Here is a 21,551-nt window from a genome sequence, read left to right as displayed (position 1 = left end):
GATGCCCGGCGGGTTAACGCCAGAATTACGCAATGCGGTTAATTAACGTTTAATTCGCAATCATCATCACTGATAAATCGCGGTAAGGTTTTTGATAAATCAATCAGGTCATTCAGCGCCCACACGATTTGTTTACGCTCTGAATAACTCATTTCTGCAAACTTCATTCTTATATGCCGCTCTTTCAACCCGGCATGAAAACAAACAGTTCTGCGGATATGTTCCGGCGACTTATCAAAAGCCTCTTGCGCCTGATTCCGCTTATGCGGGAACAGCTCACGCTTAATCTGTGAAATGCGCTTAATACCGATCGCTTTTTGTGTTTCACTAGCCAACAACATGACAGACCCAATTAACGGCAGAAAAAACGACGCAGCGGTGAAACTGGCTTAGCCGTTGACAGGCCAAGCAGCAAGGCAACCTGATCGTGACGTGGGCGCCAGCGCTTGCCGCCCGGCAGTTCAATAAAACCGTGTTCAAAATGCCGTGATGGGCTTTGTTGCTTCAATAGCGGGGCTATAGACATTGGCATATATTTTCCCTCCTAATTAATCCATTCGCAACAGTCCACAATATAGGCAGTTGAGAATGAAAACCGGGTTTTAGCCATGCCCGGCACATGGTTGCTGTGGTAGGATCGAATCGCCAAAAACAACCAACCAACAACGGAGTTATTGCATGTCAGATAGTGATATCAATACTATTAAATCTTTACTTTCCGAATTAAATAGAATGCTCGACGAAATTGAGGAACCAATTAAGAACAGCTCACACGCTGAAGAGCTGAAAGAGTTACATATGGAGCTGGGTGCCAAGTTGAATGAAAAAATGCCCGTAACCCATAAATCTATTCTCGAGTTTTTCTGAATACTATCCACGAGGTCTGAAAATGGCCTCCCTATTTTATTTCACCTAGACATATAAAAGCATCGATCACTTGCTTTATCTCCTCCATTGGGACTCCTTTCAACCCCATTTTTTTAACTTCTTTGCCTAAAGATTTTTGCATTACTCTTAAGAGTCGAGTGCGCTGCTTTGCAGTTGTAATTTGACCTTTAAGTGCCGCCTCAATACGATTCTTTTTAACTTCCCGCATGCCCTCTCCTTTCGTTATCAAGCCAATCCAGCCACGGCACCCAGGCCACCGAGAACATCTACGGTTGTGGCCAAAGCCGGATTGGATTGAATGCGATTTTGAACAGTCAGGCCGATTAGAGACAAATGGCGAATCGCAGTGTTAACGCTATCGAGTAGAGCGGATTTACGAGATGCCGTTTTGTGATCGCCTTCTACCGCCGCCGCCGCAACTGAACCTACTGCCGCTGTTGCTTTCAACGCGTATGTAGATATGTTGCCAGCACATGCCCCATTAACTGGCACTGAAGGTAAACAGTTCAACTGTGCCAGCAAGGCATCTACTAAGCTGGAATCTTCTGTTGCATCAGTGATTGCCAACAATTCGGTGCAACTCAGCTGATGCGGTTGTTCTGGGTTCAGCTTGTTGCGGAGCATCTGCGGCTTCATTCCAATCTGTTCAGCAACGCGCACAAGGTTTTGCCGAAGAGCAAACTGGCGACACGCCATCTCAAAATGTGGATGTTTTGAAACTTCAAAATCAAACATTCCTCTCCCCTTTTGCGTCTGGCAACATCTCAAACCGTTAGCGAAAATTCACATTCCGAGAGTGCATTAAGCGTAAGCTTCACCATATTGATAAGGACTTTCTCTCGTTTTGCACCAGTTCCCAAACGGTGACGGTATGAAGACAAACGCCCATCAGCGAGCATGTCATCAACAGTATTCTTAGATAACCCTGTGAGTTCACAGTATTTTTCTATGGTTACGTGCGGCGTAGGAACCGTGATTGAAATGTTTTTACGCATAGTGCAAGATCCTCCGATGACCTGTGGCGGGTCGCGTTAAGTGGTGGTTAATGGCGTTCAACGCCAAAAACTCCGATTCGAGGTAAATTTAATACTCCGATTCGGATTAGTCAATGAGATTTACTTTGTTTTGGTGGTGTATGGGATTTAATCAGGGTGCTAAAGCAGCTATCGAAAGGATGGTTGAGGCCTACGGGGTCAAGACAAAACTTGCCTTATGCGATGCGTTAGGTGTGACAGCTAGCGCATTATCTAACCGTCAAGTGCGAGACTCTTTCCCTGCCGAGTATGTACTGAAATGTGCTTTGGACACAGGGGCATCATTGCGGTGGTTAACTTATGGCCAAGGTGAGATGTATGAGCCAAACATCATTACAGCACCATCGGCGCTTGCTGTACCGACCAAAAAACTGCTAGGTCGCCAGCTTCTTGACAGTGAGACTCTATTGCTGGATAAGAATTTTCTTCCCGAAGGAGTAAAAAAACCATTAGTTATAATCGATGGTAAAATTCAATATATTGCATCTCAAACTTATGAAGACATTTATGATGGCACTTGGCTTATTGACATTGATGGAAACATAAGCATCAGAGACATAGTTCTAATTCCGGGGAATAGATTAAAAATCTCCGACCAAAAGCACTCATTTGAGTGTAAGTCTGATGAGATACATGCAATTGCAAGAATACTCTCTGTTTGTACGCCAATTTAATCTCACAACAAAAAGTCACTAGTATCGATGGAATACAATCAAGGCAAACCAGAGCGAGATGAAATGAAGAACACGAATTTTGATATGGATTGGGACTGGTCAAAAGATATAAAAATAGTTATTGACGGCGAAGAAGAAAGCCTTTGCGCAGACAAGTTAGAGAGGAGAAAATATGCTGAATATCTCTATTTTTATCTTCGAGAAAAAGGAAGAGAGAATAACACCGTAATAAACTTAAATGCAGAGTGGGGTGCAGGAAAAACATTCTTTATCAAAAGAATGTATAGCTCAATTAAAGAATCACATCCATGTATATATATTGATGCATGGAAACAAGATTTTTCAGATGATGCATTCCTTACACTATTCTCATCAATAATAAACCAAATAGAGAAATATTCTGGGGTGCTGGATGTCAGACTAATAAGGTCACTTAGCTCAATTGGCAGATTTACTAAGGGAGTTATCCCTGCCATCTTATCAGGTTTAGTGAAAGAATATGGTGGTATAGATAGCATGTCAGATATTTCTAAGACAGCCGCTGAGTTAATGCTTTCTGAACATAAAGAGAAATCTGAAGCGATTGTAAAACTAAAGAAAGAACTTACCTTCTGGGGGAATTTGAGCTTCCAAAAAGGATATTCATCACCAATATTTATATTTATAGATGAGTTAGATAGGTGCAGGCCTAATTATGCTATATCTCTTCTAGAAATAGTGAAGCACATATTTAATATTGATAAATTTGTTTTTGTAATTGCAACAGACACAAATCAACTTCAGCATTCAATCAAAAATGTTTATGGTAACGATTTTGGAGCCAATGACTATTTAGGTCGTTTTTTCCATAGAAGATTCTCATTGAAAGCACCAGACATACATGAAGTAATTAAACATAGATTTGAAGAAGTATTAAAGGATGACTTTATAGAACTAACAAAAAACATAATCCCAAAGCCATCAAACATTGAACAATTAACCAAAAACATCTCAGAGATATTTAATGCATTCCGCTTAAACCTTAGAGACTCGATAAGAAACACTGAAAGATTCATTGATCTCATTCAGAGCAACAGCTTCAAGAAAAAAATAGATTACCTGGCCCTTATAGCTCTAATGATTATGTATGAAAAAGATAACGATCTTTTGCAAAAAATATTAGGAAAGAGTGTCGGAAACACTACTGTGGACAAGTTGATATATGAAAGCACATGCATTAAAAGCCTTCCTATGGCACAGCTTAATCTCACTTTAGATTGCAGCGCAGCTAATATCGGAAAAGATTATTATCGTTCAGGAACTCATGCAAGCAGGATTAATAGCTTAAAGATTTCGAATATAAGCGTGCATGTTAAAGATTATATGAAACGTTTCACATCATTTATCACTTCACTTCCTCTATATAGACTGGCGGTTAAAGAGTCAGGACAAAATTCGCATTTCACTTTCGGAGATGTATTATCCGACATGGACAAGCTAACAATGCATTACGGAGTCTTATTAGAGTTGGACAGCAATATGGAAATTTATTCAATCGACGGATATTTAAGTTTTATAGAGCTTGCAACATCTTTTGAATGATTTTTATAAGTTGTGTTTACAACAAACATTGACCACTGTGATTTTAAACAGTTAAATATACCCTACTTTTAAGAGGGGTTACAATGGCAGTTCGGAAACAATCGTCCGGTAAATGGTTATGTGAATGCTACCCTGCAGGCCGTGAAGGCCGCAGGGTACGTAAGCAGTTCGCAACCAAAGGTGAAGCGTTGGCGTTTGAACGCTTCACCATGGAGCAGGTAGATAACAAGCCGTGGTTAGGCGAAGCAATGGATCGTCGTAAACTGAGTGAGATCGCCAAGCTTTGGTATAACCTGCATGGCCAATCTCTCACTGCTGGCGAACGTACCTACAAAAAACTATGCCTTGTGATTGAAGCCCTAGGTGATCCCCCCGCGACTACCTTCACTGCTAAAGACTTCGCGCATTATCGTGATAAACGTTTGTCCGGTGAAATCTACTTTTCCGAGAAGTGGAAGAACGGTGCCGAACCTGTCACCGTCAATCTTGAGCAAAGCTATCTGAGCGGTATGTTCAGCGAGTTGGCTAGGCTTGGCGAATGGAACCAACCCAATCCATTAGAGAACATGCGCAAGTTCACCGTCGCAGAAAAGGAAATGGCGTGGCTGACGCACTCACAAATCACTGAGTTGTTAGCAGCCTGCAGTAGAGGCGATTCTGATTTGCCGCTTGTAGTCGAGGTGTGTCTCAGCACTGGCGCTCGTTGGCGAGAAGCAGAAAATCTAACCCGGTCACAGATAACACCGCATAAAATCACATTCATTCGTACCAAAGGCAAAAAGAACCGCAGCGTTCCGATCAGCAAAGCACTGTATGATAAGTTGATAACACGGGGTGATGGCCGACTGTTCAGCGAGTGCTATTTTCGTTTTATGGCGGCGATTGATAGCACCAATATTCTGTTGCCCAAAGGCCAACTGACCCATGTGTTACGTCATACCTTTGCGGCGCACTTTATGATGTCTGGCGGCAACATTCTGGTATTGCAACGCATCCTCGGCCATCATGATATTAAGATGACAATGCGCTATGCTCACCTTGCGCCGGAGCACCTCGAAACCGCCCTGCAATTCAATCCGTTGGCGACTATGCCAGGTGGCGACAAAGTGGCGGCATAGGTTGGCAATCCCCGTATTTCCTCCACCTTCATCGGTATAAAAACTCTTTATAAAACAAATAACTTATTGATTTTATTCTTGTAGTGAGAAAATCGGGTTTTTTGTTGCCTGAAGCAGCCCGCAACACCTGCTGTCGCGGCCTCGTCGTCAGGCATAAAGCATCCTATCTCTGAGCGTCGCTTACGCCAGCATCCCTATCAATGTGCAGGTTTCAACATAGAAACGCTGCTTGTGGGTCCTCCACTGTTCAAAGAGATGGCGTCACAAACGGTACTTAACAACAGCACTCTCGTCGCCACTGGCCATAACGGTACCGTCGGTCACTAATTGGATTGATCTTAGCATCCCGCCACTTCGGGTTTGCTTATTGACTGACAGGAGCCGGCGGCCATTTCCCACCACGCTTAATTAGCTCGTCTTTGATGCGCTCAAGAGACGCTTTCGCCTCGCTGCCATCCTGACTTCTATTAATCAGCCGTTGCAGTTGATTACCCATCGTCCAACCTGAGTTGCCTCTTATATCGCTATTGGCGCCTTTTTCTAATAGAAAAATGACGTGGTCATAGGAGTGATAATCTAAAGCATCGATGAGCAGCGTATCACCCAGTGAATTTCTTATATTTATATCAGCGCCATAATCCAACATGACCTCTAATGTCTCTGTGTTTTTTGCAAAGATGCTATTGAATATAATGGGTTGATTATGAACCTTATCCTTAGCATTTGGAGAGAGTCCGCCCTCTAACATAGCCTGTATCCAGATGCCTTTATCCGCTTTCATAACAAATTCAGCGGGACTACCCGGCGTGTTAGGTTGAGGCTGTAAAGGGTCTGCTCCGGCTTTTACCAAGTCAGTGATAATTTTCAGCCTTTCAGGTGTGGTTTTGTCATAGATGGCATTGTTTATTGCCCAAAACAATAAGGTCATTTCTTCCTTAGCTGGACGATTTAAGATCTCTTTGTTTACTGATGACAATAAGTTATCCAACTGCGGCCTGTCACCATCATAAATGGCTTTGGCAATGTCCAATTGCTGACCGTCAAAATAATCCTGTGGTTGTAAATCCATACCTTGTTTGCACCCCTGCATGATGAGCGTAGACACTAGCATCGTGATAATGAGTATGATTTTTTTCATATTCGTCCCTTGATTGTGGCAATGTCATCGTCTTTCTCATTTTCAATGCATTGTATCGCCTGGTCTATACCGTGCTTATCCAGCAGTGAACCTGTTCCACCGGGAAGCGTATGCTTTACTCCCACGGCGTCAGGCGCCAACATGGACAACCGTTCTTTCGCCATCACCGCAGGCGGATAAAATTTGAGGTCTTTGGCATCCTCCCATAAATCAACCTCCTGCAGCTTGGTCAACAGCTCTCCTTTTACGCGATACGCCTGAATATTATCGGCGCTGCCTATTATAGAGCCGCCGTATTTTTCGACGGTTCCCGCATTCAGGCCTGCTGCATTAAACGTCCAAGCAGGTTTGCCGCTGGCCATAGAGGCTGCGGACGCCATACCTCCTCCTAATGAATGACCTGCAACGTCGATATTGGATACTTTTGAAATTTTATCGCCAATACCAACCGCTTTTTTGTAGTATTCAGAATTAAGTCCTATTCCTTGAGCACCGTTGTTTTTCCAGTCACTGAGATTTTTAACGCCTGACAAGTCCCCCCTTAATAAGGCTTTTTGGGCTGCGTGGCTTATCCCCTCCGGGAATTCTGGTGCGCGCGATCCGCGGAACACCACCGTCGGGTTCATCGCCTTGCCAAAGACACTCTCGTCTGGCTGATAAACTCGGGCTAAAAAATCAGGATTCATTGGTTTGTCATAAAGCATGTTACTGCTCAAACCTAGCCGACCCAGTGCCCCATCATTGTTACTGATATCCTTCCAGCCTTCAGGGATGTCTATCGTGTCCTTGAGCGGGTTAGTGGTCTTATAGACATTCTCAGCCAACTTCGCCTTTTCGACCGCGACGTTGTTCTCCGCCAGGCGCTGTGCCGCCATGCGCGCATCCGGGTAAATGCTGCGGTTGCCTCGCCCTATCAGGTACTGGCGTTCTTGCCAGCGTTCTGCCTTGGTCATTGGGCGGATGGCCTGCACCGTGGCGGCAACGGTTGCTACTGCGGTAGCAATGGCTTGCTGCAGAGGGGGATTCCGGGTCGTATTCTGCCTCGCCGGCAGCACCGTCGGTTTTGCCCGGTGGCCATAGCGGCTGACCATTTCTTCATAGCGGGCGATCACGCGCCCGGTAGGATAAAAGGCGGGAAGAGAGCTGCCTGGGTAGCGCTGTAATCGGCCTTCCGCGTCGACGTAAAAGGCATATTTCGTCGGCGTCCAGGTGCCCATTCCCTGATCAATCGCCAGCAAGCCGCCCCGGTTGATCTCATCGAGTACGCTGCGCTTCATAGCCACGTCCTCACGATAACCGGTGACGCCAATCCCGGATTGAGTATTGCGGGTAATCGGATACCGGCTGCTTATCGATATGCCGGCCGCGCCGCCGAACAAATAATGCCGTTCCAGCTCATGCCGCGCTGCTGTCGGGTTAAGTATCCTGGAAAAGCTTTCCGGCGCCGTGTGTTCAGAGGAGAAATGAATCAGTTTCATACGGTGCCGGCCCACTCGCAGGGTTCCGTGGTCGGCACAGGCGCACCATCATCAAGCAACTCGCCAGGTGTGCGGCTGTTACAGGGCTCGTCGAGCGTTAGTGAACGATAACGCATTGGATATCCTTATCTTCTGTGTCATTCCATTAATAGGGCATGCGCAAAATTATCACACTTCAGTAAAGATTTCTTTGCTCTATTTCTATACGCGCGCATCCTCTCCCATCCATGCAGCTGCGTGCTTCCTGTGCATTTGTGAAGAGGTATTGGCTTGCGTATTTCGTTGCCATGTCGCGCCTAAAAGCCACGTCCGACAGCAATCAGTCGAGTGTCAAAGATGCGGGAATGATAAGGAGACAGGAAGGAGAAAGGCTCCGCCAACCGGGAATGGCCAGCGGAGCGGCGTCAGGCGGCGGTTATTTCTGCTCAGCCTGGCTTACGGTGTCTTCGGCTTTCCAGATGCGGTATTTCACTTCCGCGTCTTTCGGCGCATACACCACGATCGGCAGGCGGCTGTTGTAGCGCTGCATCGCGGCGTCGCCCAGGTTGGCAGCGATGAATTTCTTGGTCTTGGTATTGTCCGGGCAGGCCATCATGGTCGAGGCCGGTTCAGACAGCTTCTCCAGCACCAGGTAGTCGTAACCCCAGCCGGACAGGGTTTTGGTCTCCAGCGTGCCGCCAATCATATGGCGGTTGCAGTCCACTTCCAGCGTCTTGCCGATCAGCAGTTCTACCTTGTAGTTCTCTTCGTGCTCTTGCTTCGGCAGGTAGATCACCTGGCGATTCATGCCCTTCTCGGCTTTCGGGTAAGGCGCGACTTTTTCCAGCGGCTGTTTGCTCATGTCTGCGTCATCGCCAGAGGTCGCCGCCATAGCGCCAGCGGAAACGGCCATCAGCAGGCCGGAAAATACAACGGATGCCTTGTTCATGTTTTATCCCTACACTTTGTCAAATAATCCGACTATAAACTAATACACTACCGCCAAGCCTGCCATAGGTTTAATCCTCTTTACAATAGGCGATCAATAGTGACAATCGCCTGATATAAACCGTTAACCGGAGCAATTAGCCAGCACACCCTCGGGTTAAGACGAGAAAAACAAGCGATTACCTTCGCACAAGCGGGTGTATCAGATAGGATTTTCTTGCCGGCGGACTAAGGTTTTCTTAAGACAGAATTATTACAGTGACGTCATTCAATCCTGTCACCGAGCCTGCGCGTGAATCCAGAATCGTCATTAAATCAATCCTCAACGACACCGCAAATTAAGACAACCGCCCTTTACTCCCTGTCGACATCCTTTTACCGTTGGCAGGTTTTTGGCCTGCTGATCAGCGGTCTGGTGTTTCTGTGGCTCTCCCGCAACGAACAGCTGGATTGGGCGATCAGCAACTATTGGTACGATGCCGCCAGCGGGCATTTCCCGTGGCAAAACAATTATTGGCTGGATCTGATCAATCACCGCCTGTTGAAGCAGATAGTGATCGTAGGGGCGGTGCTGACGCTGTTTTGGGGCATCTATCGCCGCAGCGCGCGCCTGATCGTGACCATGCTGCTGATTGGCATCGGCCCGCTGGTGGTGGGCATTCTCAAAGCCACCAGCGCGCACTCCTGCCCGTGGGATCTGATTGAGTACGGCGGCAAAGCGATGTCTTTCCCGCTATTCGGCGCGGTACCGGCGCTGCCGGGCCCCGGCCGCTGTTTCCCCGGCGGGCACGCCTCGAGCGGTTTCGCGGTGATGGCGTTGTTTTTCCTGTTTTATCCGCAGCGCCCGCGCCTCGCCTGGTGGTGTTGGTGCGGCGGCATCGCGCTTGGCATGGTGATGGGCTTTGGTCAGATCATGCGCGGCGCACATTTTCTTACCCATAACCTGTGGGCGGGTTGGTGGGTTTGGTTAAGCCAGTTGGCTATTTATTGGACGGTTAGCGGCTATTGGCGCCGCAAGACGAGGTAACGGTTATGGAACAGTTGAACCATTTTCTTTTCGCCTGGATCAATGCGACTCCGGCGTCTCCCGAATGGATGATCGATTTCGCCACCTTTTTGGCGCGCGATCTGATCATCATCGTGCCGCTGCTGATCGTCGGTCTTTGGCTGTGGGGGCCGCAAAGCCAGCTGGTTTCGCAACGCCAGGTGGTAGCGAAAACCACTATCGCGCTGCTGTTCGCCATGCTTGCCGCTTCCGCTATCGGCGCGCTGTTGCCGCATGAGCGCCCGTTCGTCGCCGGCGTCGGTTATACCTTCCTGCCACACGCGCCGGACAGCTCGTTCCCGAGCGATCACGGCACCGCCATCTTTACCTTCGCGCTGGCGTTCCTGTTCTGGCACCGCGTTTGGTCCGGCGTGCTGCTGATGATCGTCGCCGTCGGCATCGCCTGGTCACGCGTTTACCTCGGCGTGCACTGGCCGCTGGATATGGTCGGCGGTTTCCTGCTCGGTCTGGTGGGCTGCCTGTTCGCCCAACTGGTGTGGAATCTGTTCGGCGATGTCATCGCCGACAGGCTGTCGCGCCTGTATCGTTTCCTGTTCGCCTTCGCCATTCGCCGCGGTTGGGTGAAAGAGTAACTGCACAACATGACAGGGGCGTTACCGCCCCTGCTTATTTCACACCACGCCGGTGGTCACGCAGAACGCCCGCGTTTTTCCCGCTCCCAGCATCACTCCCTCACCCTCTGGCGCATTCGGGCGGCAGTTTGCCGGCTGGATAAAGGAAAGCAACTGCCGGTTGCCCTGAACGGCGATGCGCCGGAGACCATAGTTGAATTGCCCGGTGGCGAAACGCGTTACATAGCGCCGGCCTTGCGGCGCCAGCATAAAGAATTCGGCTCGGTCCACGTAGCGAGACAGATCCTCGGAACACAGCAGTTCCTGCCCGAGCGCCTCCCCCAACAGCGCCGGCGTCGGCAAGTTTTGGCGGAATACCGCGTCGGGAATGCAATCGTAGTTGAGGCGGCACACATAGCGCAGCGGCTGCGGCCGATCGGCCAGATTGGTGACTTTCATCTCAATGGCGAACTGCGCGCTCTGCGCCGCCAAACGCAGCGCCGGGCCGATGCGCCATCCCTCGCCCAACCGCTCGCCTTCGCCCTGCAACGTCAGCTCGTCGCCCGCCAGCTGCAGCCACACGCGTTGCATCTGGAGCGATGCGCCGTCGTGACTCGGCCAGGCGGGGCAGAACGCGGCGACATCATCGCGCTTTCTTCCGGCGCCCCGCCCGCTGCGGCGGCCCGATTTCAATGAGTAACCGTCAAATTCAGCATCCCAAATCGCCAGGCCCTGATACGGCAAGACCGTCAGTGCCCCGCGCCGATTCGCCAGCGTCAGCATTGGCCCGCGCTCTGCGCAGCGATGGGCGCTCACCGCGAAATCCGCATTGCGGAACAGCGCCTGCCGATGCGCCCCGAACGCGGCAGGAACCAGATCAATGTTGATTTTCATCGTTTTCCCTCGACATTTCGCCCGCGCAGGCCGCGAGCGGCCGCTGAAAATGTTATTTAAATAACAAATAAACCTCCCCTAAGTTATACATATAACAGTGAGATAACTATGATCTCGTCGACATTTTTCAAATCCCGCTAGGTTTACCCGCATTGTAATGTTATTATTTTCACATCCTCTATCAACGCTCTTTTCTCAACTTCATTAAGGAACCGCGATGACCTCCGAAAACATCGATTACGCCCGCTATGTCGACCACACCCTGCTGGCCATGGACGCCACCGAAATGCAGATCGCCAAACTGTGCGAAGAAGCCCAGCAGCACAACTTCTATGCGGTGTGCGTCAACTCCGGCTACGTGCCGTTGGCAGCCCAGCTGCTGCAGGAAAGCACCGTGAAAGTCTGCTCGGTGATCGGTTTCCCGCTGGGCGCCGGCCTGACCGTCGCCAAAGCCTTTGAAGCCAAAGCGGCGATCGCCGCCGGCGCGCAAGAGATCGATATGGTGATCAACGTCGGCTGGCTGAAAAGCGGCCTGCTGGACGAAGTGAAAGCCGACATCGCCGCCGTGCGCGAGGTTTGCGCGGCGATCCCGTTGAAGGTAATATTGGAAACCTGCCTGCTCAGCGATGCGCAGATCGTCCAGGTTTGTGAAATGTGTCGCGAACTCGATGTCGCCTTCGTTAAAACCTCCACCGGCTTCAGCACCGGCGGCGCTCGGGAAGAGCACGTCAAACTGATGCGCGAGTCGGTGGGCAGCGAAATGGGCGTGAAAGCTTCCGGCGCCGTGCGCGATCGCGCCACCGCCGAGAAGATGATCAAAGCCGGCGCCACGCGTATCGGCACCAGCTCCGGCGTTGCCATCGTATCCGGCGCGCAGGCGGCGGCTGGCAGCTACTGATCGTCGGCGCGCCTTGACGGGCGCAGCCAATACACTCCGATGCGGGACAATACGGGCGGCCGATGCGGCCCGATATTGCCCCGCATCGTTGTGTTTAGCGCCGGAAACGGCGGCACGCTTTTTTACCTCTACTACCTGTGGGAAGACGGATCTATGGAAACGCGGCGCGAAGAACGTATCAACCGGTTAGTTCAGGCGTTAAAACGCGCTGACAAGATCCACCTGAAAGAAGCCGCCGCGCTGCTGGGGGTCTCGGAGATGACCATTCGCCGCGATCTGAGCGCCGAGCCGGCGGCGGTGGTGCTGCTCGGCGGCTATGTGGTGACCGATCCGCGCAGCAACGGCGTAACCAACTACTTCGTTTCCGATCAAAAAGCCAAACAGGTCACGGAGAAACGGCGCATCGGCCTGCTGGCGGCGCCGTTGATTAATGAAAACGACACGGTGTTTTTCGACTGCGGGACCACTACCCCGACGATCATCGACGCCATTGCCGACGAACTGACCTTCACCGCCGTGTGCCATTCGCTGAACACCTTCCTGGCCCTGCAAGACAAACCGAATTGCAAGGTGATCCTGTGCGGCGGCGAGTTCAAACCGAACAACTACATCTTTTCCAGCGTCGGCGGCCGCAATGAGCTCGATCACATCTGCCCGAACATCGCCTTTATCTCCGCCGCCGGTCTCAGCCTGCGGCACGGCGCCACCTGCTTCAACTTCGACGAGCTGGAGATGAAGCATCGCGCAATGGCGATGGCGCAGCAAAAGATCCTGGTGGCGGATCACAGCAAGTTCGGCAAAATCAAGCCGGCCTGTATCGGCCCGCTGACGCAGTTCGATCGGGTGATCACCGATCGCCAGCCGGACGCCGACTTCATGGCGTTCTTCAACGATAACGCCATCGCTACCCGCTATTGATCCCCCTTCAGCGCCGTCGGAAACGACGGCGCGCCGCTGAAATCTCTCTTTTCCCACGGCCCGCGATGAACAAATAATGCGCAATCGATACGCATTTTTCGCTTATCCTCACGCAACATCAGGTTAATAAAATGCAACAGGTCACCCGAGTGATTATTTTCTCTCTGGTCAAACCCGCCTTCGGCTGGATGAATTAACGACTATTTATGGCTTTTATATGATAAATCGCGCCAAAGACCGGGATGTTTAAATAAACGGCCGGTTAGGCTATTGCAGCAAATCTCGCCAATACCTGTTAGCTATCTGTTATTTATATGATGAATGGTTACGCATTTTTATCCGCTAACCACGTAAGTAATTTCCCTTCGTTACTAGCGGTGTTTTTCAATTAAAATCCTTTAAAAACAAATCAATACTGCTCATTTGACTTAAAAATACAATGTGATCTACGTCACTAAAACTGCTTAATCCGGGTTTTTAGCTAGATCCAAAACCACGCATAAAATATATTGCTCGGCTTGCTGCTGAGCACAGCGCTTTATCCGGCTAATTATTGTACAAGCCGCATAATCGCAGAAATTTTTATGAGAGCGTTCTCAGCACAAAATCTTACACAAATGTGCAACAAATGCGCGAAAAATCGATAAAAAAGCAGATAACTGCACATATTACGCATTTGAGAGCAGGATCACGGTTGTTTCTACTGTAAATCGTTATCTTGCCGCCAACAAAAATCGACAGGCAAAGACCTGTCGGCAGCGGTAACGACTTTTATCACCCCGTGGCGGTGAAAAGTCTTTGGTGAATTACCCGGCGCTGTGCCTGTGGTAATGAACACAATAAACAACCAGGGGGACGCCAAAACATCCCCGCAAGCAACACCTGATTCTTACCGCAAGCGTTGCCTGAATAGGACGTTTGACGGTTTAACCTTAAGTTTTGCCTTTTAATTTTAAATTCGTGTTCACTTCGGAGATATTTATGGACACTACACAGACCGGCACAATTGCCTCTGCGGCTTCGGGTTCCAGCACTACCTGGCGTAAAACGGATACCATGTGGATGTTGGGCCTGTACGGCACCGCCATCGGCGCAGGCGTCCTGTTCTTGCCAATCAACGCCGGCATCGGCGGTTTGATTCCTTTGATCATCATGGCCATCATCGCTTTCCCGATGACCTTCTTTGCCCACCGCGGCCTGTGCCGTTTCGTTCTGTCCGGTAAAAATCCCGGTGAAGACATCACCGCCGTGGTAGAAGAGCACTTCGGCATCACCGCCGGTAAACTGATTACTCTGCTGTACTTCTTCGCCATCTACCCGATTCTGTTGGTTTACAGCGTGGCGATCACCAACACCGTCGACAGCTTCATTACCCACCAGTTGGGCATGACGTCGCCGCCGCGCGCCATCCTGTCGCTGATCCTGATCGTCGGCCTGATGACCATCGTGCGCTTCGGTGAGCAGGCCATCGTGAAAACCATGAGCATCCTGGTCTTCCCGTTTGTGGCGGTGCTGATGCTGCTGGCGGTATACCTGATCCCTAACTGGACCGGCGCCATCTTCGAAAACGTGTCGCTGTCCGGCAGCGGTACCGGCATGGGTCACGGCCTGATCATGACCCTGTGGCTGGCAATCCCGGTGATGGTGTTCTCCTTCAACCACTCGCCGATCATCTCCGCCTTCGCCGTCGCCAAACGCGAAGAGTACGGCGCAGACGCCGAGAAGAAATGCTCCCGCATTCTGGCTTATGCACACATCATGATGGTGCTGACCGTGATGTTCTTCGTGTTCAGCTGCGTGCTGAGCCTGACACCGGAAAACCTGGCGGAAGCCAAGGCGCAGAACATCTCGATTCTGTCTTACCTGGCCAACCACTTTAACAACCCGATGATCGAGTACATCGCGCCGGTTATCGCCTTCGTCGCCATCACCAAATCGTTCCTGGGCCACTACCTGGGCGCCCGTGAAGGCTTCAACGGCCTGGTCGCCAAGTCGATGAAAAGCCGCGGCAAAACCGTCAGCACCGCCAAGTTGAACCGCATGACCGCTATCTTCATGCTGGTGACCACCTGGATCGTCGCCACCCTGAACCCAAGCATCCTGGGCATGATCGAAACCCTGGGTGGCCCAATCATCGCCATGCTGCTGTTCCTGATGCCGATGTACGCCATCCGTAAAGTGCCTGCCATGCGCAAGTACAGCGGCCACATCAGCAACGTGTTCGTGGTTGTGATGGGTCTGATCGCCATCTCTGCCATCGTGTTCAGCCTGCTCGGCTAATCACGCCCGGCCGGCGCCGCTTGCGCGCCGGCCCTCCCGCACTCCCCCATTTCCCGTATTCACCGCCTGAAACCTGAAGAAGGAGGCGAGACCATGGTCAGCGTTTTCGATATTTTCAAAATCGGCATCGGCCCATCCAGCTCCCACACCGTTGGCCCGATGAAGGCCGGCAAACAGTTCGTCGACGAGCTGATCGCGCACCAGCAGTTACAGGACACCACCCGCGTGGTGGTCGACGTCTACGGTTCGCTGTCATTGACCGGTAAAGGTCACCACACCGACATCGCCATCATCATGGGCCTGGCCGGCAACCTGCCGCACGATGTGGACATCGACAGCATTCCGGGCTTTATTCGCGACGTTGAGCAACGCGGCAGCCTGCCGCTGGCCAACGGCCACCACGAGGTGGATTTCCCGCTGCACGGCGGCATGAACTTCCACAGCGATAACCTGCCGTTGCATGAAAACGGCATGCGCATCCGCGCCTTCGCCGGTGAACGCCTGCTGCACAGCAAAACCTATTACTCGATCGGCGGCGGTTTTATCGTCGACGAAGAGCACTTCGGCCAGTCCGCCGAGGGCGCCACGCCGGTGCCCTATCCGTTCAAATCAGCGCACGATCTGCAGCAGCATTGCAAGGAGACCGGGCTGTCCTTGTCCGGCCTGGTGATGCAAAACGAGCTGGCGCTGCGCAGCAAGGCGGATATCGACGCGCATTTCGCCGATGTCTGGCAGGTGATGAGCGCCGGTATCGAGCGCGGCATCAACACCGAAGGGCTGCTGCCCGGCCCGATGAAAGTGCCGCGCCGCGCCGCCGCGCTGCGCCGCATTCTGGTGACCGGAGACAAGAACAATATTGATCCGATGAACGTGGTCGATTGGATCAACATGTTCGCGTTGGCGGTCAACGAAGAGAACGCGGCCGGCGGCCGCGTGGTCACCGCGCCGACCAACGGCGCGTGTGGCATCATCCCTGCGGTGCTGGCCTACTACGACAAGTTCATCCGCCCGGTGAACGCCAACTCCTATACCCGCTATTTCCTGGCGTCCGGCGTGATTGGCGCGCTGTACAAGATGAACGCCTCGATCTCCGGCGCCGAAGTCGGTTGTCAGGGGGAAGTGGGCGTGGCCTGTTCAATGGCGGCGGCCGGGTTGACCGAGCTGCTCGGCGGCAGCCCGGCGCAGGTGTGCATCGCGGCGGAGATCGCCATGGAGCACCATTTGGGGCTGACCTGCGATCCGCTCGCCGGCCAGGTTCAGGTGCCGTGCATCGAACGCAACGCCATTTCCGCCGTTAAGGCGGTCAACGCCGCACGCATGGCGATGCGCCGGACCAGCGAACCGCGGGTTTGTCTGGATAAGGTGATCGAAACCATGTACGAGACCGGCAAAGACATGAACGCCAAATACCGCGAAACCTCACAGGGCGGGCTGGCGATCAAGGTCGTGGCCTGCAACTGATCGCCACGGCGAGGCACTTAAGGCGCCGGCCGGTGTGACTTGGCCGGCGCCGTTTCAATAGCGATCCTTTCCTGCCGCAACGCCGGGCTGAATGCCCGCGCGAAGCCCCACAGCCCCGGGACGAGCGCTGTGCCGCAGCCAGCCGTAAAGTTCGGCATTACGCCGGAATCCCATTTTGCGCATGACGCTCATCTTGTGATTGCTGACCGTCTTCACGCTAATATCCAGCATCCGGGCGATTTGCGTGACTCCCATCTCCCGCGTCATGCAGCGCATGATCTCTTGTTCGCGCAACGTCAAGCCCCGGTGTTGGCATGCGCAGTTCTTGCCACAGCTCAGTCTGCCCGGCCATTTGCTGCGCCGCTCAAGCTCGGCGCTCACCTGATACAGCGCCGAAACCAACGGCATATCGTGGTAGATGACGCCGGCCTCCAGCGAGCAGCGGTTACCGACGGTGCGTTTATGCCTTCCCTCCGGCGTTCGCAACGAGAAATACAGCGTTTTACGCCCCACGGGCTGCGCCTCAGAGAGGTGGCAAAAACAGCTTTGCACGCCGGGAGGAAAATAGCAGAACACCAGATCGGCTTCATGAGCCTGCCGCGCATCCACTAACAGCGTGCGCTTGCCGTAAGTGCTGAAGTGCAGCGCCAGAGCCTCTTGCCAACCTGCGCTGAAGTATCGATTCTCATCAAATAGCGCGATTTTTATCATCGTGTTCATCCCTGCCCTCCCGCCGTGTCGGCTTCCCGTTTAACCGCCTGGACGCCCTTTGCCGGCGCCTGGCTGTTGTCGATGCGCAATTCATAAACCATGGTGGCGTTGGGCGGCACCTTCGGCGGGTAGCCGGTTTCACCGTAGGCCAGCGCCGGCGGCACGACCATCGTCAACGAACCGTGGTTGTGCAGATGACTTATCGCCTCCCGGAACAGCGGCGGGTATTCGGACAGCGGTTGCGACAGCACCTTGCCGCTCAGATCCATATCCTGGATCACCGTGCCGTCGGTCAGCTTCTCTTTCACCACAACATCGACCACCGCCGTTGGCGCCAGCGCCCCCTCCCCGGCATAATCCACCCGATACCAGAAGCCCATCGCCGACTGCTTTACGCCCTTTTGTTGACTGAACTGCGTCAGGTAATCGTCATCGCGCCGCCGCTGCTGGTTAACGCGTTTCTCACGCGCGGCCACGGCGGCGGCATCCGCCTGCGCCGTCAACGTATTCAGTTCCTGCGGCGACAGCTGCAAACGTCCCGACACGCTGTCGATAACGCCCGCCAACAGGCTGTCGCGATCCACCGGCACGCCCCAGCTTTGACGCTCCGTCATCAACCCCTGAATATCCCGCCCCAGCGCACTGCCCGCCGCATAGGACAAACGCTTGCGTTCATCCTTCAACTGCTCCGGCGTCATCTCCCATTGCAGCCGCTTACGCAACGCCAGCAGGTCTTCGCGCGCATGCTGAGTCGCCTTCTGCTCACCGGCCCGCTTCTGCTCGCTTTCTTCCAACGCGGCGCGCAGAGCGTGCAACGCCTCCTGGTGCTCGCGTTGGCGTTGTGCAAGCGTTTGTGCCGATGCCTGCGCGGCAGACTCAAGTTCGGTGACGCGCCGTTCGGCCTGCGCCGCCGTCGCTCTGCTTTTGGCGGTTTCCTGCGTCGCCTGACGCAACAGCGCCTCGGCGCGCTGCGCGTCGGGCGAACCACGCCAGGCGGCGCCCAGCCCGGCGATCCACTGTTGAAGCGTTGACGAGTCCGGCAACGCCGCGACGGGTGGCGCCGCTTTCTCCGCCCGCAGCGCGGCGAGCTCCTGGCGCAGCGCCGTCAGCGCCATTCGCTGGCGCGCCAGCTGTTGATCGCGCGCCAATAATTCCTGGCTCAGCGTAAACGTTTTGGCCGGTGAGGCGGATTGGCTGTTGTCCGACAGGCGCTTCGCCGGCTCACGCTTTTTTTTCCCTGACTCACGGTCGTCCGGCGCCGTTTTTTCGGTCGCCGGACCGATATTCTGCCGTTGATACTGCTCGGCAAACTGCAGCAGCGCCGGCACGCCGTCGTCCGCTTGCGCGACGCCGGTGAACAGCAAAGCGACACAGCCCAGCAGACGCAGCCTCATTTAACCTGCTCCCCGCGATCCGCCAGCCCGGTCAACACCGCCTGATTCACCCCGGCGCACAGATAGTTGACCTTGTAGCGATACAGCGCATCCACCGTCTCCTGCGTGTCACCGTTTACCCGGGCGCGCAGGTTGGCGTACTGGGAAGCGCCGCTCATCAGGCTGTCGAACGCCTGTTTGTAGCGCTGATACTGTTTCTCGTTGATCGTGCGCAACGCGCCCAGTTGCTCCTGACACTGGCGCAGTTGCTCGGCCTCACGCTGCTTGCGCAACACCTCTTCTGACGGAGGTTGCGCAGCCTGATTTTGGGTGTTCACGGCAGGCTTGCCCGGCTTTTGGCTTTGGCAAGCGGCGGCGCTCAACGCCAACAGGCACAGCATCCCCATGCGCAGGGCGTGATTGACGTGCTTTCTCATCATTGCGTTTCTTGTCCTTGTAGGCGCTTATTCGTATTCCAACGTGAAGGTGGCCACCGCGCTGAAGGTGCCGCGGCCGATGGACTTCGTCTGGATGGCTTCCGGCTCTCCCTGCACATAGGCTTGCAGCGTGAGTGTGGTGTTGCCGGCGTTCAGACGGAATTTATCGCTGGCGCGATTGAGCGGCAGCGCCTTGCCGCTGCTGTCCTCCAGCCCGATGCCGATCCCCGACGCCAGGCTGCCGCCATCCAACGCCAACAGGCCGGGCAGTTTGGCGTTCTCAGTACCGGTAAACGTAATGGCCACCGTATTGCCCAGGCTGAGATCGCACTCGGTCAGGTGCAACGCGAAGGTTTGGCTGTGGGTGCGGGTGTTCAGGTACAGGTATTTGTCGACGATGGTGCCGAAATCCAGTTGGATGTCCTCATCCCCCGGTTGTATGACACACGGCTCGGCCACCAGCGTACCGTGAAAGCGCATGTTTTCCGCCGCAGCCGCCGGCTGCGCCATCATGCCGGCCAGCATCACCATGCCGGCTCCCAGCAGCGCGCTTCGGCGCCGGTTCGTCTCTGTCGCGCGCATGACGCCACTCCCTTTGGTTATGCTTGCGCCTGCCAGGCGCAAGCGGCGTATTAGTCGTAATAAAGACGGAAATCGATCGCCGCGCGGTAAGCGCCGGCGCTCAGCGTCGCCGGAGTGCGCACCGGCGTCACCGTATACGTCAGGGTGTTTTGTCCCGGCGTCAGCAATACCGGTTTGTTGCGCGCGCCGAGGCGGACCGGCAGACCGCGGGCATCCGCCAACTGCAACCCCAAACCGGTGACGCCGGCGACCCTGACCAGACCCGGCGCGTCGTCATCCGTCGGCGCGGAAAACGCGACGGACACCGCAGGCTGGCTGCCGCTCCAGGCCAGAACCCCGGTCCAGGCGTCGCGGTTGCTCGCCGGTGCCCGCAGGCAGTCTTTCAGCGTCAGCTCGAAGGCGACCGGCGTGCCGCGATCGCCCGGGCGCTGGAAGTGCGCCGTTCCCGTCTCGCCCAGCCATACCTCCTGGCGGGCGGTGGTCATTTCCAGGCTGCAGGCGCTTTCCGTTAACGCGCCGTAGACGTGGAGCGTGCCGTTCGCCCCCTCAACGTCCCAGTTATCCACCGCGCGGGCCGGTGGCATCAGCATCAACATCGTGCCCGCCGTCAGCGGCACCATCAGCGCGGCCAACACCGTCAGGCCAATAGTGCGTCGCTGATGACGTTCATAGGCCTTTCCCAACAGCATGGGGTTCTTTCGTTGCATGATTCGTTCACTCCGCTGTGTTCATGACTTGGTCTTCCCTGCTTGCGCGCGGCGCGTCATTTGGCGACCGGCACGACCTGGCAGGCATTGCCGGCGCAGCGGAAGTTCAACTGCGGCCGACCACCGTAATCGTTGATGTACGCCAGCGACGGGCCGCTGCCGAGGCTCGCGGCTGAGACGTTCAGCGAGGCGCTGGCCTTCGGCGCCACCATCAACGGTTCAAAGCCGGCGGCCCCTTTCCCGCCCTTGCCGGCGCTCGCCTCAACGATCGTCACGTAATACGGGGTCGGGTTGTTCACCACGTACTTGTCGCCCTGCCGGGTCAGCGTCAGCTGCTCCTGCCACGGTGCGGCGTTCTTTTTCGGGGCGAGCACCGCCGGGCGATAAAACATTTTGATGCGCGTCTGCAACGCTATCTGCAGCGTGTTCGGCTTATTGCTGCGCGGCGGTATTTCGCGCAGGTTGAAGTAATACAGCGTCTCCCTGTCCTGCGGCAGCTGACGCGCCGCCGGCAGCGACTGGATCTTCACCTGGCTCGGTTTGCCCGGCTCCACCCGCTGCACCGGCGGCAGCACGGTGAAAGGGCTTTGGATCTTGTTGCCGCGATCGTCTTCAATCCACCCCTGGGCCAGATAGGGCAATTGCTTATTCTGATTGCTGATGTTGAGGCTGACCGTTTTCTGGTCGCCGTCGAAAATCACGCGCGTGCGATCCAGCGCGATAGCCGCATGGGCGGGCAGGCCGATCGCGCCGATCGTCAACGCGGCGGCGAGCGAGCTCAAAAGGGAAACGGTCTTTCTGGTCATAGTCAGATTCATCATGTCTTCACGGTTCC

25 protein-coding genes are annotated in these 21,551 nt (G+C 53.9%); 10 read left to right on the top strand and 15 right to left on the bottom strand.

Going from position 1 to position 21,551, the window contains the following annotated elements; translation table 11 throughout:
• Nucleotides 1-38 precede the first annotated feature (38 nt).
• A complete protein-coding gene (locus ACJ8IP_RS13710) occupies nt 39-341 on the bottom strand; it encodes a hypothetical protein (protein WP_128868858.1) in 303 nt (100 codons plus the stop codon).
• 11 nt (nt 342-352) lie between these two features.
• A complete protein-coding gene (locus ACJ8IP_RS13705) occupies nt 353-532 on the bottom strand; it encodes a phage filamentation protein Fil family protein (protein WP_128868857.1) in 180 nt (59 codons plus the stop codon).
• Between the two features lie 146 nt (nt 533-678).
• On the opposite strand from ACJ8IP_RS13705, the gene ACJ8IP_RS13700 reads away from it, so the two are divergent.
• Nucleotides 679-867 (top strand): hypothetical protein, encoded by a 189-nt coding sequence (locus ACJ8IP_RS13700; protein ID WP_102984950.1) that lies wholly within the window; start codon nt 679-681, stop codon nt 865-867.
• Between the two features lie 31 nt (nt 868-898).
• Here ACJ8IP_RS13700 and ACJ8IP_RS13695 read toward each other — a convergent pair whose 3' ends face one another.
• Genes ACJ8IP_RS13695 through ACJ8IP_RS13685 form a run of 3 tightly spaced genes read right to left on the bottom strand, consistent with a single transcriptional unit; the run spans nt 899 to nt 1,883 of the window.
• Complete coding sequence (locus tag ACJ8IP_RS13695) at nt 899-1,096, bottom strand: hypothetical protein (RefSeq protein ID WP_060387500.1); 198 nt, start codon at nt 1,094-1,096, stop codon at nt 899-901.
• 17 nt (nt 1,097-1,113) lie between these two features.
• The gene (locus ACJ8IP_RS13690; RefSeq protein WP_102984951.1) at nt 1,114-1,623 is read right to left on the bottom strand and encodes a phage regulatory CII family protein; all 510 of its coding nucleotides are present in this window, start codon (nt 1,621-1,623) and stop codon (nt 1,114-1,116) included.
• Nucleotides 1,624-1,652: 29 nt separating this feature from the next.
• Nucleotides 1,653-1,883 carry a regulator gene (locus ACJ8IP_RS13685; RefSeq protein ID WP_102984952.1) on the bottom strand — a complete coding sequence of 77 codons (231 nt, stop codon included), beginning with the start codon at nt 1,881-1,883 and terminating at the stop codon, nt 1,653-1,655.
• Nucleotides 1,884-1,996: 113 nt separating this feature from the next.
• Here ACJ8IP_RS13685 and ACJ8IP_RS13680 point away from each other — a divergent pair, with 113 nt between their 5' ends.
• The 3 genes from ACJ8IP_RS13680 (at nt 1,997) to ACJ8IP_RS13670 (ending at nt 5,295) form a co-directional block, all read left to right on the top strand.
• Entirely contained in the window at nt 1,997-2,596 is a 600-nt protein-coding gene (locus ACJ8IP_RS13680) for a phage repressor protein CI (protein WP_128868856.1), read from the top strand.
• A 63-nt stretch (nt 2,597-2,659) separates the two neighbouring features.
• Nucleotides 2,660-4,177, top strand: coding sequence for a P-loop NTPase fold protein (locus ACJ8IP_RS13675; protein ID WP_163965956.1), 1,518 nt, complete (start codon nt 2,660-2,662; stop codon nt 4,175-4,177).
• Between the two features lie 83 nt (nt 4,178-4,260).
• Entirely contained in the window at nt 4,261-5,295 is a 1,035-nt protein-coding gene (locus ACJ8IP_RS13670) for a phage integrase (protein WP_163964832.1), read from the top strand.
• 364 nt (nt 5,296-5,659) lie between these two features.
• Here the strand turns inward: ACJ8IP_RS13670 and ACJ8IP_RS13665 are convergent, their stop codons facing one another.
• The 3 genes from ACJ8IP_RS13665 to eco form a co-directional block, all read right to left on the bottom strand.
• The gene (locus ACJ8IP_RS13665; RefSeq protein ID WP_108680382.1) at nt 5,660-6,433 is read right to left on the bottom strand and encodes an ankyrin repeat domain-containing protein; all 774 of its coding nucleotides are present in this window, start codon (nt 6,431-6,433) and stop codon (nt 5,660-5,662) included.
• Nucleotides 6,430-7,911 (bottom strand): phospholipase, encoded by a 1,482-nt coding sequence (locus tag ACJ8IP_RS13660; RefSeq protein WP_442524428.1) that lies wholly within the window; start codon nt 7,909-7,911, stop codon nt 6,430-6,432. Before ACJ8IP_RS13660 ends, ACJ8IP_RS13665 begins: the two co-directional genes overlap by 4 nt.
• A gap of 415 nt (nt 7,912-8,326) precedes the next feature.
• Complete coding sequence (gene eco, locus ACJ8IP_RS13655; protein WP_033642514.1) at nt 8,327-8,839, bottom strand: serine protease inhibitor ecotin; 513 nt, start codon at nt 8,837-8,839, stop codon at nt 8,327-8,329.
• Nucleotides 8,840-9,130: 291 nt separating this feature from the next.
• Between eco and ACJ8IP_RS13650 the strand changes: the two genes are divergently transcribed.
• Entirely contained in the window at nt 9,131-9,865 is a 735-nt protein-coding gene (locus tag ACJ8IP_RS13650; protein ID WP_047024962.1) for a phosphatase PAP2 family protein, read from the top strand.
• A gap of 5 nt (nt 9,866-9,870) precedes the next feature.
• Nucleotides 9,871-10,476, top strand: a complete 606-nt coding sequence (gene ybjG / locus ACJ8IP_RS13645) for an undecaprenyl-diphosphate phosphatase (protein ID WP_033642512.1) — start codon at nt 9,871-9,873, stop codon at nt 10,474-10,476.
• Between the two features lie 39 nt (nt 10,477-10,515).
• On the opposite strand, the gene ACJ8IP_RS13640 is transcribed toward ybjG, so the two are convergent.
• Nucleotides 10,516-11,349, bottom strand: coding sequence for a hypothetical protein (locus tag ACJ8IP_RS13640; RefSeq protein ID WP_033642511.1), 834 nt, complete (start codon nt 11,347-11,349; stop codon nt 10,516-10,518).
• Nucleotides 11,350-11,566: 217 nt separating this feature from the next.
• Between ACJ8IP_RS13640 and deoC the strand changes: the two genes are divergently transcribed.
• From deoC to ACJ8IP_RS13620, 4 genes are all read left to right on the top strand, one after another.
• Entirely contained in the window at nt 11,567-12,247 is a 681-nt protein-coding gene (gene deoC, locus ACJ8IP_RS13635) for a deoxyribose-phosphate aldolase (protein WP_442524427.1), read from the top strand.
• A 153-nt stretch (nt 12,248-12,400) separates the two neighbouring features.
• The gene (gene deoR, locus ACJ8IP_RS13630; RefSeq protein ID WP_042784074.1) at nt 12,401-13,165 is read left to right on the top strand and encodes a DNA-binding transcriptional repressor DeoR; all 765 of its coding nucleotides are present in this window, start codon (nt 12,401-12,403) and stop codon (nt 13,163-13,165) included.
• Nucleotides 13,166-14,146: 981 nt separating this feature from the next.
• Nucleotides 14,147-15,445: an HAAAP family serine/threonine permease gene (locus ACJ8IP_RS13625; protein WP_033650641.1), complete on the top strand. Its 1,299-nt coding sequence runs from the start codon at nt 14,147-14,149 to the stop codon at nt 15,443-15,445.
• Between the two features lie 93 nt (nt 15,446-15,538).
• Entirely contained in the window at nt 15,539-16,906 is a 1,368-nt protein-coding gene (locus tag ACJ8IP_RS13620; RefSeq protein ID WP_442524426.1) for an L-serine ammonia-lyase, read from the top strand.
• Between the two features lie 54 nt (nt 16,907-16,960).
• Here the strand turns inward: ACJ8IP_RS13620 and ACJ8IP_RS13615 are convergent, their stop codons facing one another.
• The 6 genes from ACJ8IP_RS13615 to ACJ8IP_RS13590 form a co-directional block, all read right to left on the bottom strand.
• Nucleotides 16,961-17,626, bottom strand: coding sequence for a response regulator transcription factor (locus ACJ8IP_RS13615; protein ID WP_164106161.1), 666 nt, complete (start codon nt 17,624-17,626; stop codon nt 16,961-16,963).
• Nucleotides 17,623-19,011: an FKBP-type peptidyl-prolyl cis-trans isomerase N-terminal domain-containing protein gene (locus ACJ8IP_RS13610; RefSeq protein WP_164106162.1), complete on the bottom strand. Its 1,389-nt coding sequence runs from the start codon at nt 19,009-19,011 to the stop codon at nt 17,623-17,625. The genes ACJ8IP_RS13615 and ACJ8IP_RS13610 overlap by 4 nt, the downstream gene beginning before the upstream one ends.
• Nucleotides 19,008-19,430: a hypothetical protein gene (locus ACJ8IP_RS13605; RefSeq protein ID WP_046686746.1), complete on the bottom strand. Its 423-nt coding sequence runs from the start codon at nt 19,428-19,430 to the stop codon at nt 19,008-19,010. Before ACJ8IP_RS13605 ends, ACJ8IP_RS13610 begins: the two co-directional genes overlap by 4 nt.
• A 24-nt stretch (nt 19,431-19,454) precedes the next feature.
• Nucleotides 19,455-20,009 carry a fimbrial protein gene (locus tag ACJ8IP_RS13600; protein ID WP_033642504.1) on the bottom strand — a complete coding sequence of 185 codons (555 nt, stop codon included), beginning with the start codon at nt 20,007-20,009 and terminating at the stop codon, nt 19,455-19,457.
• A gap of 50 nt (nt 20,010-20,059) precedes the next feature.
• Nucleotides 20,060-20,698: a fimbrial protein gene (locus tag ACJ8IP_RS13595; protein WP_046897038.1), complete on the bottom strand. Its 639-nt coding sequence runs from the start codon at nt 20,696-20,698 to the stop codon at nt 20,060-20,062.
• 74 nt (nt 20,699-20,772) lie between these two features.
• Nucleotides 20,773-21,537: a fimbria/pilus periplasmic chaperone gene (locus ACJ8IP_RS13590; RefSeq protein WP_164106163.1), complete on the bottom strand. Its 765-nt coding sequence runs from the start codon at nt 21,535-21,537 to the stop codon at nt 20,773-20,775.
• Nucleotides 21,538-21,551 lie beyond the last annotated feature (14 nt).

Origin of the sequence: Serratia sp. CY52157, from assembly GCF_052168495.1 — a bacterium.
Lineage (GTDB): Bacteria > Pseudomonadota > Gammaproteobacteria > Enterobacterales > Enterobacteriaceae > Serratia > Serratia ureilytica.
This window is presented reverse-complemented; position numbering and strand designations above follow the sequence as displayed.

Coding starts and splice junctions, on each gene's coding strand:
- ACJ8IP_RS13610 (WP_164106162.1), bottom strand. CDS start 19,011: ATGAGGCTGCGTCTGCTGGGCTGTGTCGCTTTGCTGTTCACCGGCGTC.
- ACJ8IP_RS13665 (WP_108680382.1), bottom strand. CDS start 6,433: ATGAAAAAAATCATACTCATTATCACGATGCTAGTGTCTACGCTCATC.
- ACJ8IP_RS13705 (WP_128868857.1), bottom strand. CDS start 532: ATGCCAATGTCTATAGCCCCGCTATTGAAGCAACAAAGCCCATCACGG.
- ACJ8IP_RS13600 (WP_033642504.1), bottom strand. CDS start 20,009: ATGCGCGCGACAGAGACGAACCGGCGCCGAAGCGCGCTGCTGGGAGCC.
- ACJ8IP_RS13625 (WP_033650641.1), top strand. CDS start 14,147: ATGGACACTACACAGACCGGCACAATTGCCTCTGCGGCTTCGGGTTCC.
- ACJ8IP_RS13615 (WP_164106161.1), bottom strand. CDS start 17,626: ATGAACACGATGATAAAAATCGCGCTATTTGATGAGAATCGATACTTC.
- ybjG (WP_033642512.1), top strand. CDS start 9,871: ATGGAACAGTTGAACCATTTTCTTTTCGCCTGGATCAATGCGACTCCG.
- ACJ8IP_RS13685 (WP_102984952.1), bottom strand. CDS start 1,883: ATGCGTAAAAACATTTCAATCACGGTTCCTACGCCGCACGTAACCATA.
- deoR (WP_042784074.1), top strand. CDS start 12,401: ATGGAAACGCGGCGCGAAGAACGTATCAACCGGTTAGTTCAGGCGTTA.
- ACJ8IP_RS13710 (WP_128868858.1), bottom strand. CDS start 341: ATGTTGTTGGCTAGTGAAACACAAAAAGCGATCGGTATTAAGCGCATT.
- ACJ8IP_RS13640 (WP_033642511.1), bottom strand. CDS start 11,349: ATGAAAATCAACATTGATCTGGTTCCTGCCGCGTTCGGGGCGCATCGG.
- ACJ8IP_RS13680 (WP_128868856.1), top strand. CDS start 1,997: ATGAGATTTACTTTGTTTTGGTGGTGTATGGGATTTAATCAGGGTGCT.
- ACJ8IP_RS13670 (WP_163964832.1), top strand. CDS start 4,261: ATGGCAGTTCGGAAACAATCGTCCGGTAAATGGTTATGTGAATGCTAC.
- ACJ8IP_RS13620 (WP_442524426.1), top strand. CDS start 15,539: ATGGTCAGCGTTTTCGATATTTTCAAAATCGGCATCGGCCCATCCAGC.
- ACJ8IP_RS13595 (WP_046897038.1), bottom strand. CDS start 20,698: ATGCTGTTGGGAAAGGCCTATGAACGTCATCAGCGACGCACTATTGGC.
- ACJ8IP_RS13700 (WP_102984950.1), top strand. CDS start 679: ATGTCAGATAGTGATATCAATACTATTAAATCTTTACTTTCCGAATTA.
- deoC (WP_442524427.1), top strand. CDS start 11,567: ATGACCTCCGAAAACATCGATTACGCCCGCTATGTCGACCACACCCTG.
- ACJ8IP_RS13660 (WP_442524428.1), bottom strand. CDS start 7,911: ATGAAACTGATTCATTTCTCCTCTGAACACACGGCGCCGGAAAGCTTT.
- eco (WP_033642514.1), bottom strand. CDS start 8,839: ATGAACAAGGCATCCGTTGTATTTTCCGGCCTGCTGATGGCCGTTTCC.
- ACJ8IP_RS13675 (WP_163965956.1), top strand. CDS start 2,660: ATGAAGAACACGAATTTTGATATGGATTGGGACTGGTCAAAAGATATA.
- ACJ8IP_RS13605 (WP_046686746.1), bottom strand. CDS start 19,430: ATGATGAGAAAGCACGTCAATCACGCCCTGCGCATGGGGATGCTGTGC.
- ACJ8IP_RS13590 (WP_164106163.1), bottom strand. CDS start 21,537: ATGATGAATCTGACTATGACCAGAAAGACCGTTTCCCTTTTGAGCTCG.
- ACJ8IP_RS13695 (WP_060387500.1), bottom strand. CDS start 1,096: ATGCGGGAAGTTAAAAAGAATCGTATTGAGGCGGCACTTAAAGGTCAA.
- ACJ8IP_RS13690 (WP_102984951.1), bottom strand. CDS start 1,623: ATGTTTGATTTTGAAGTTTCAAAACATCCACATTTTGAGATGGCGTGT.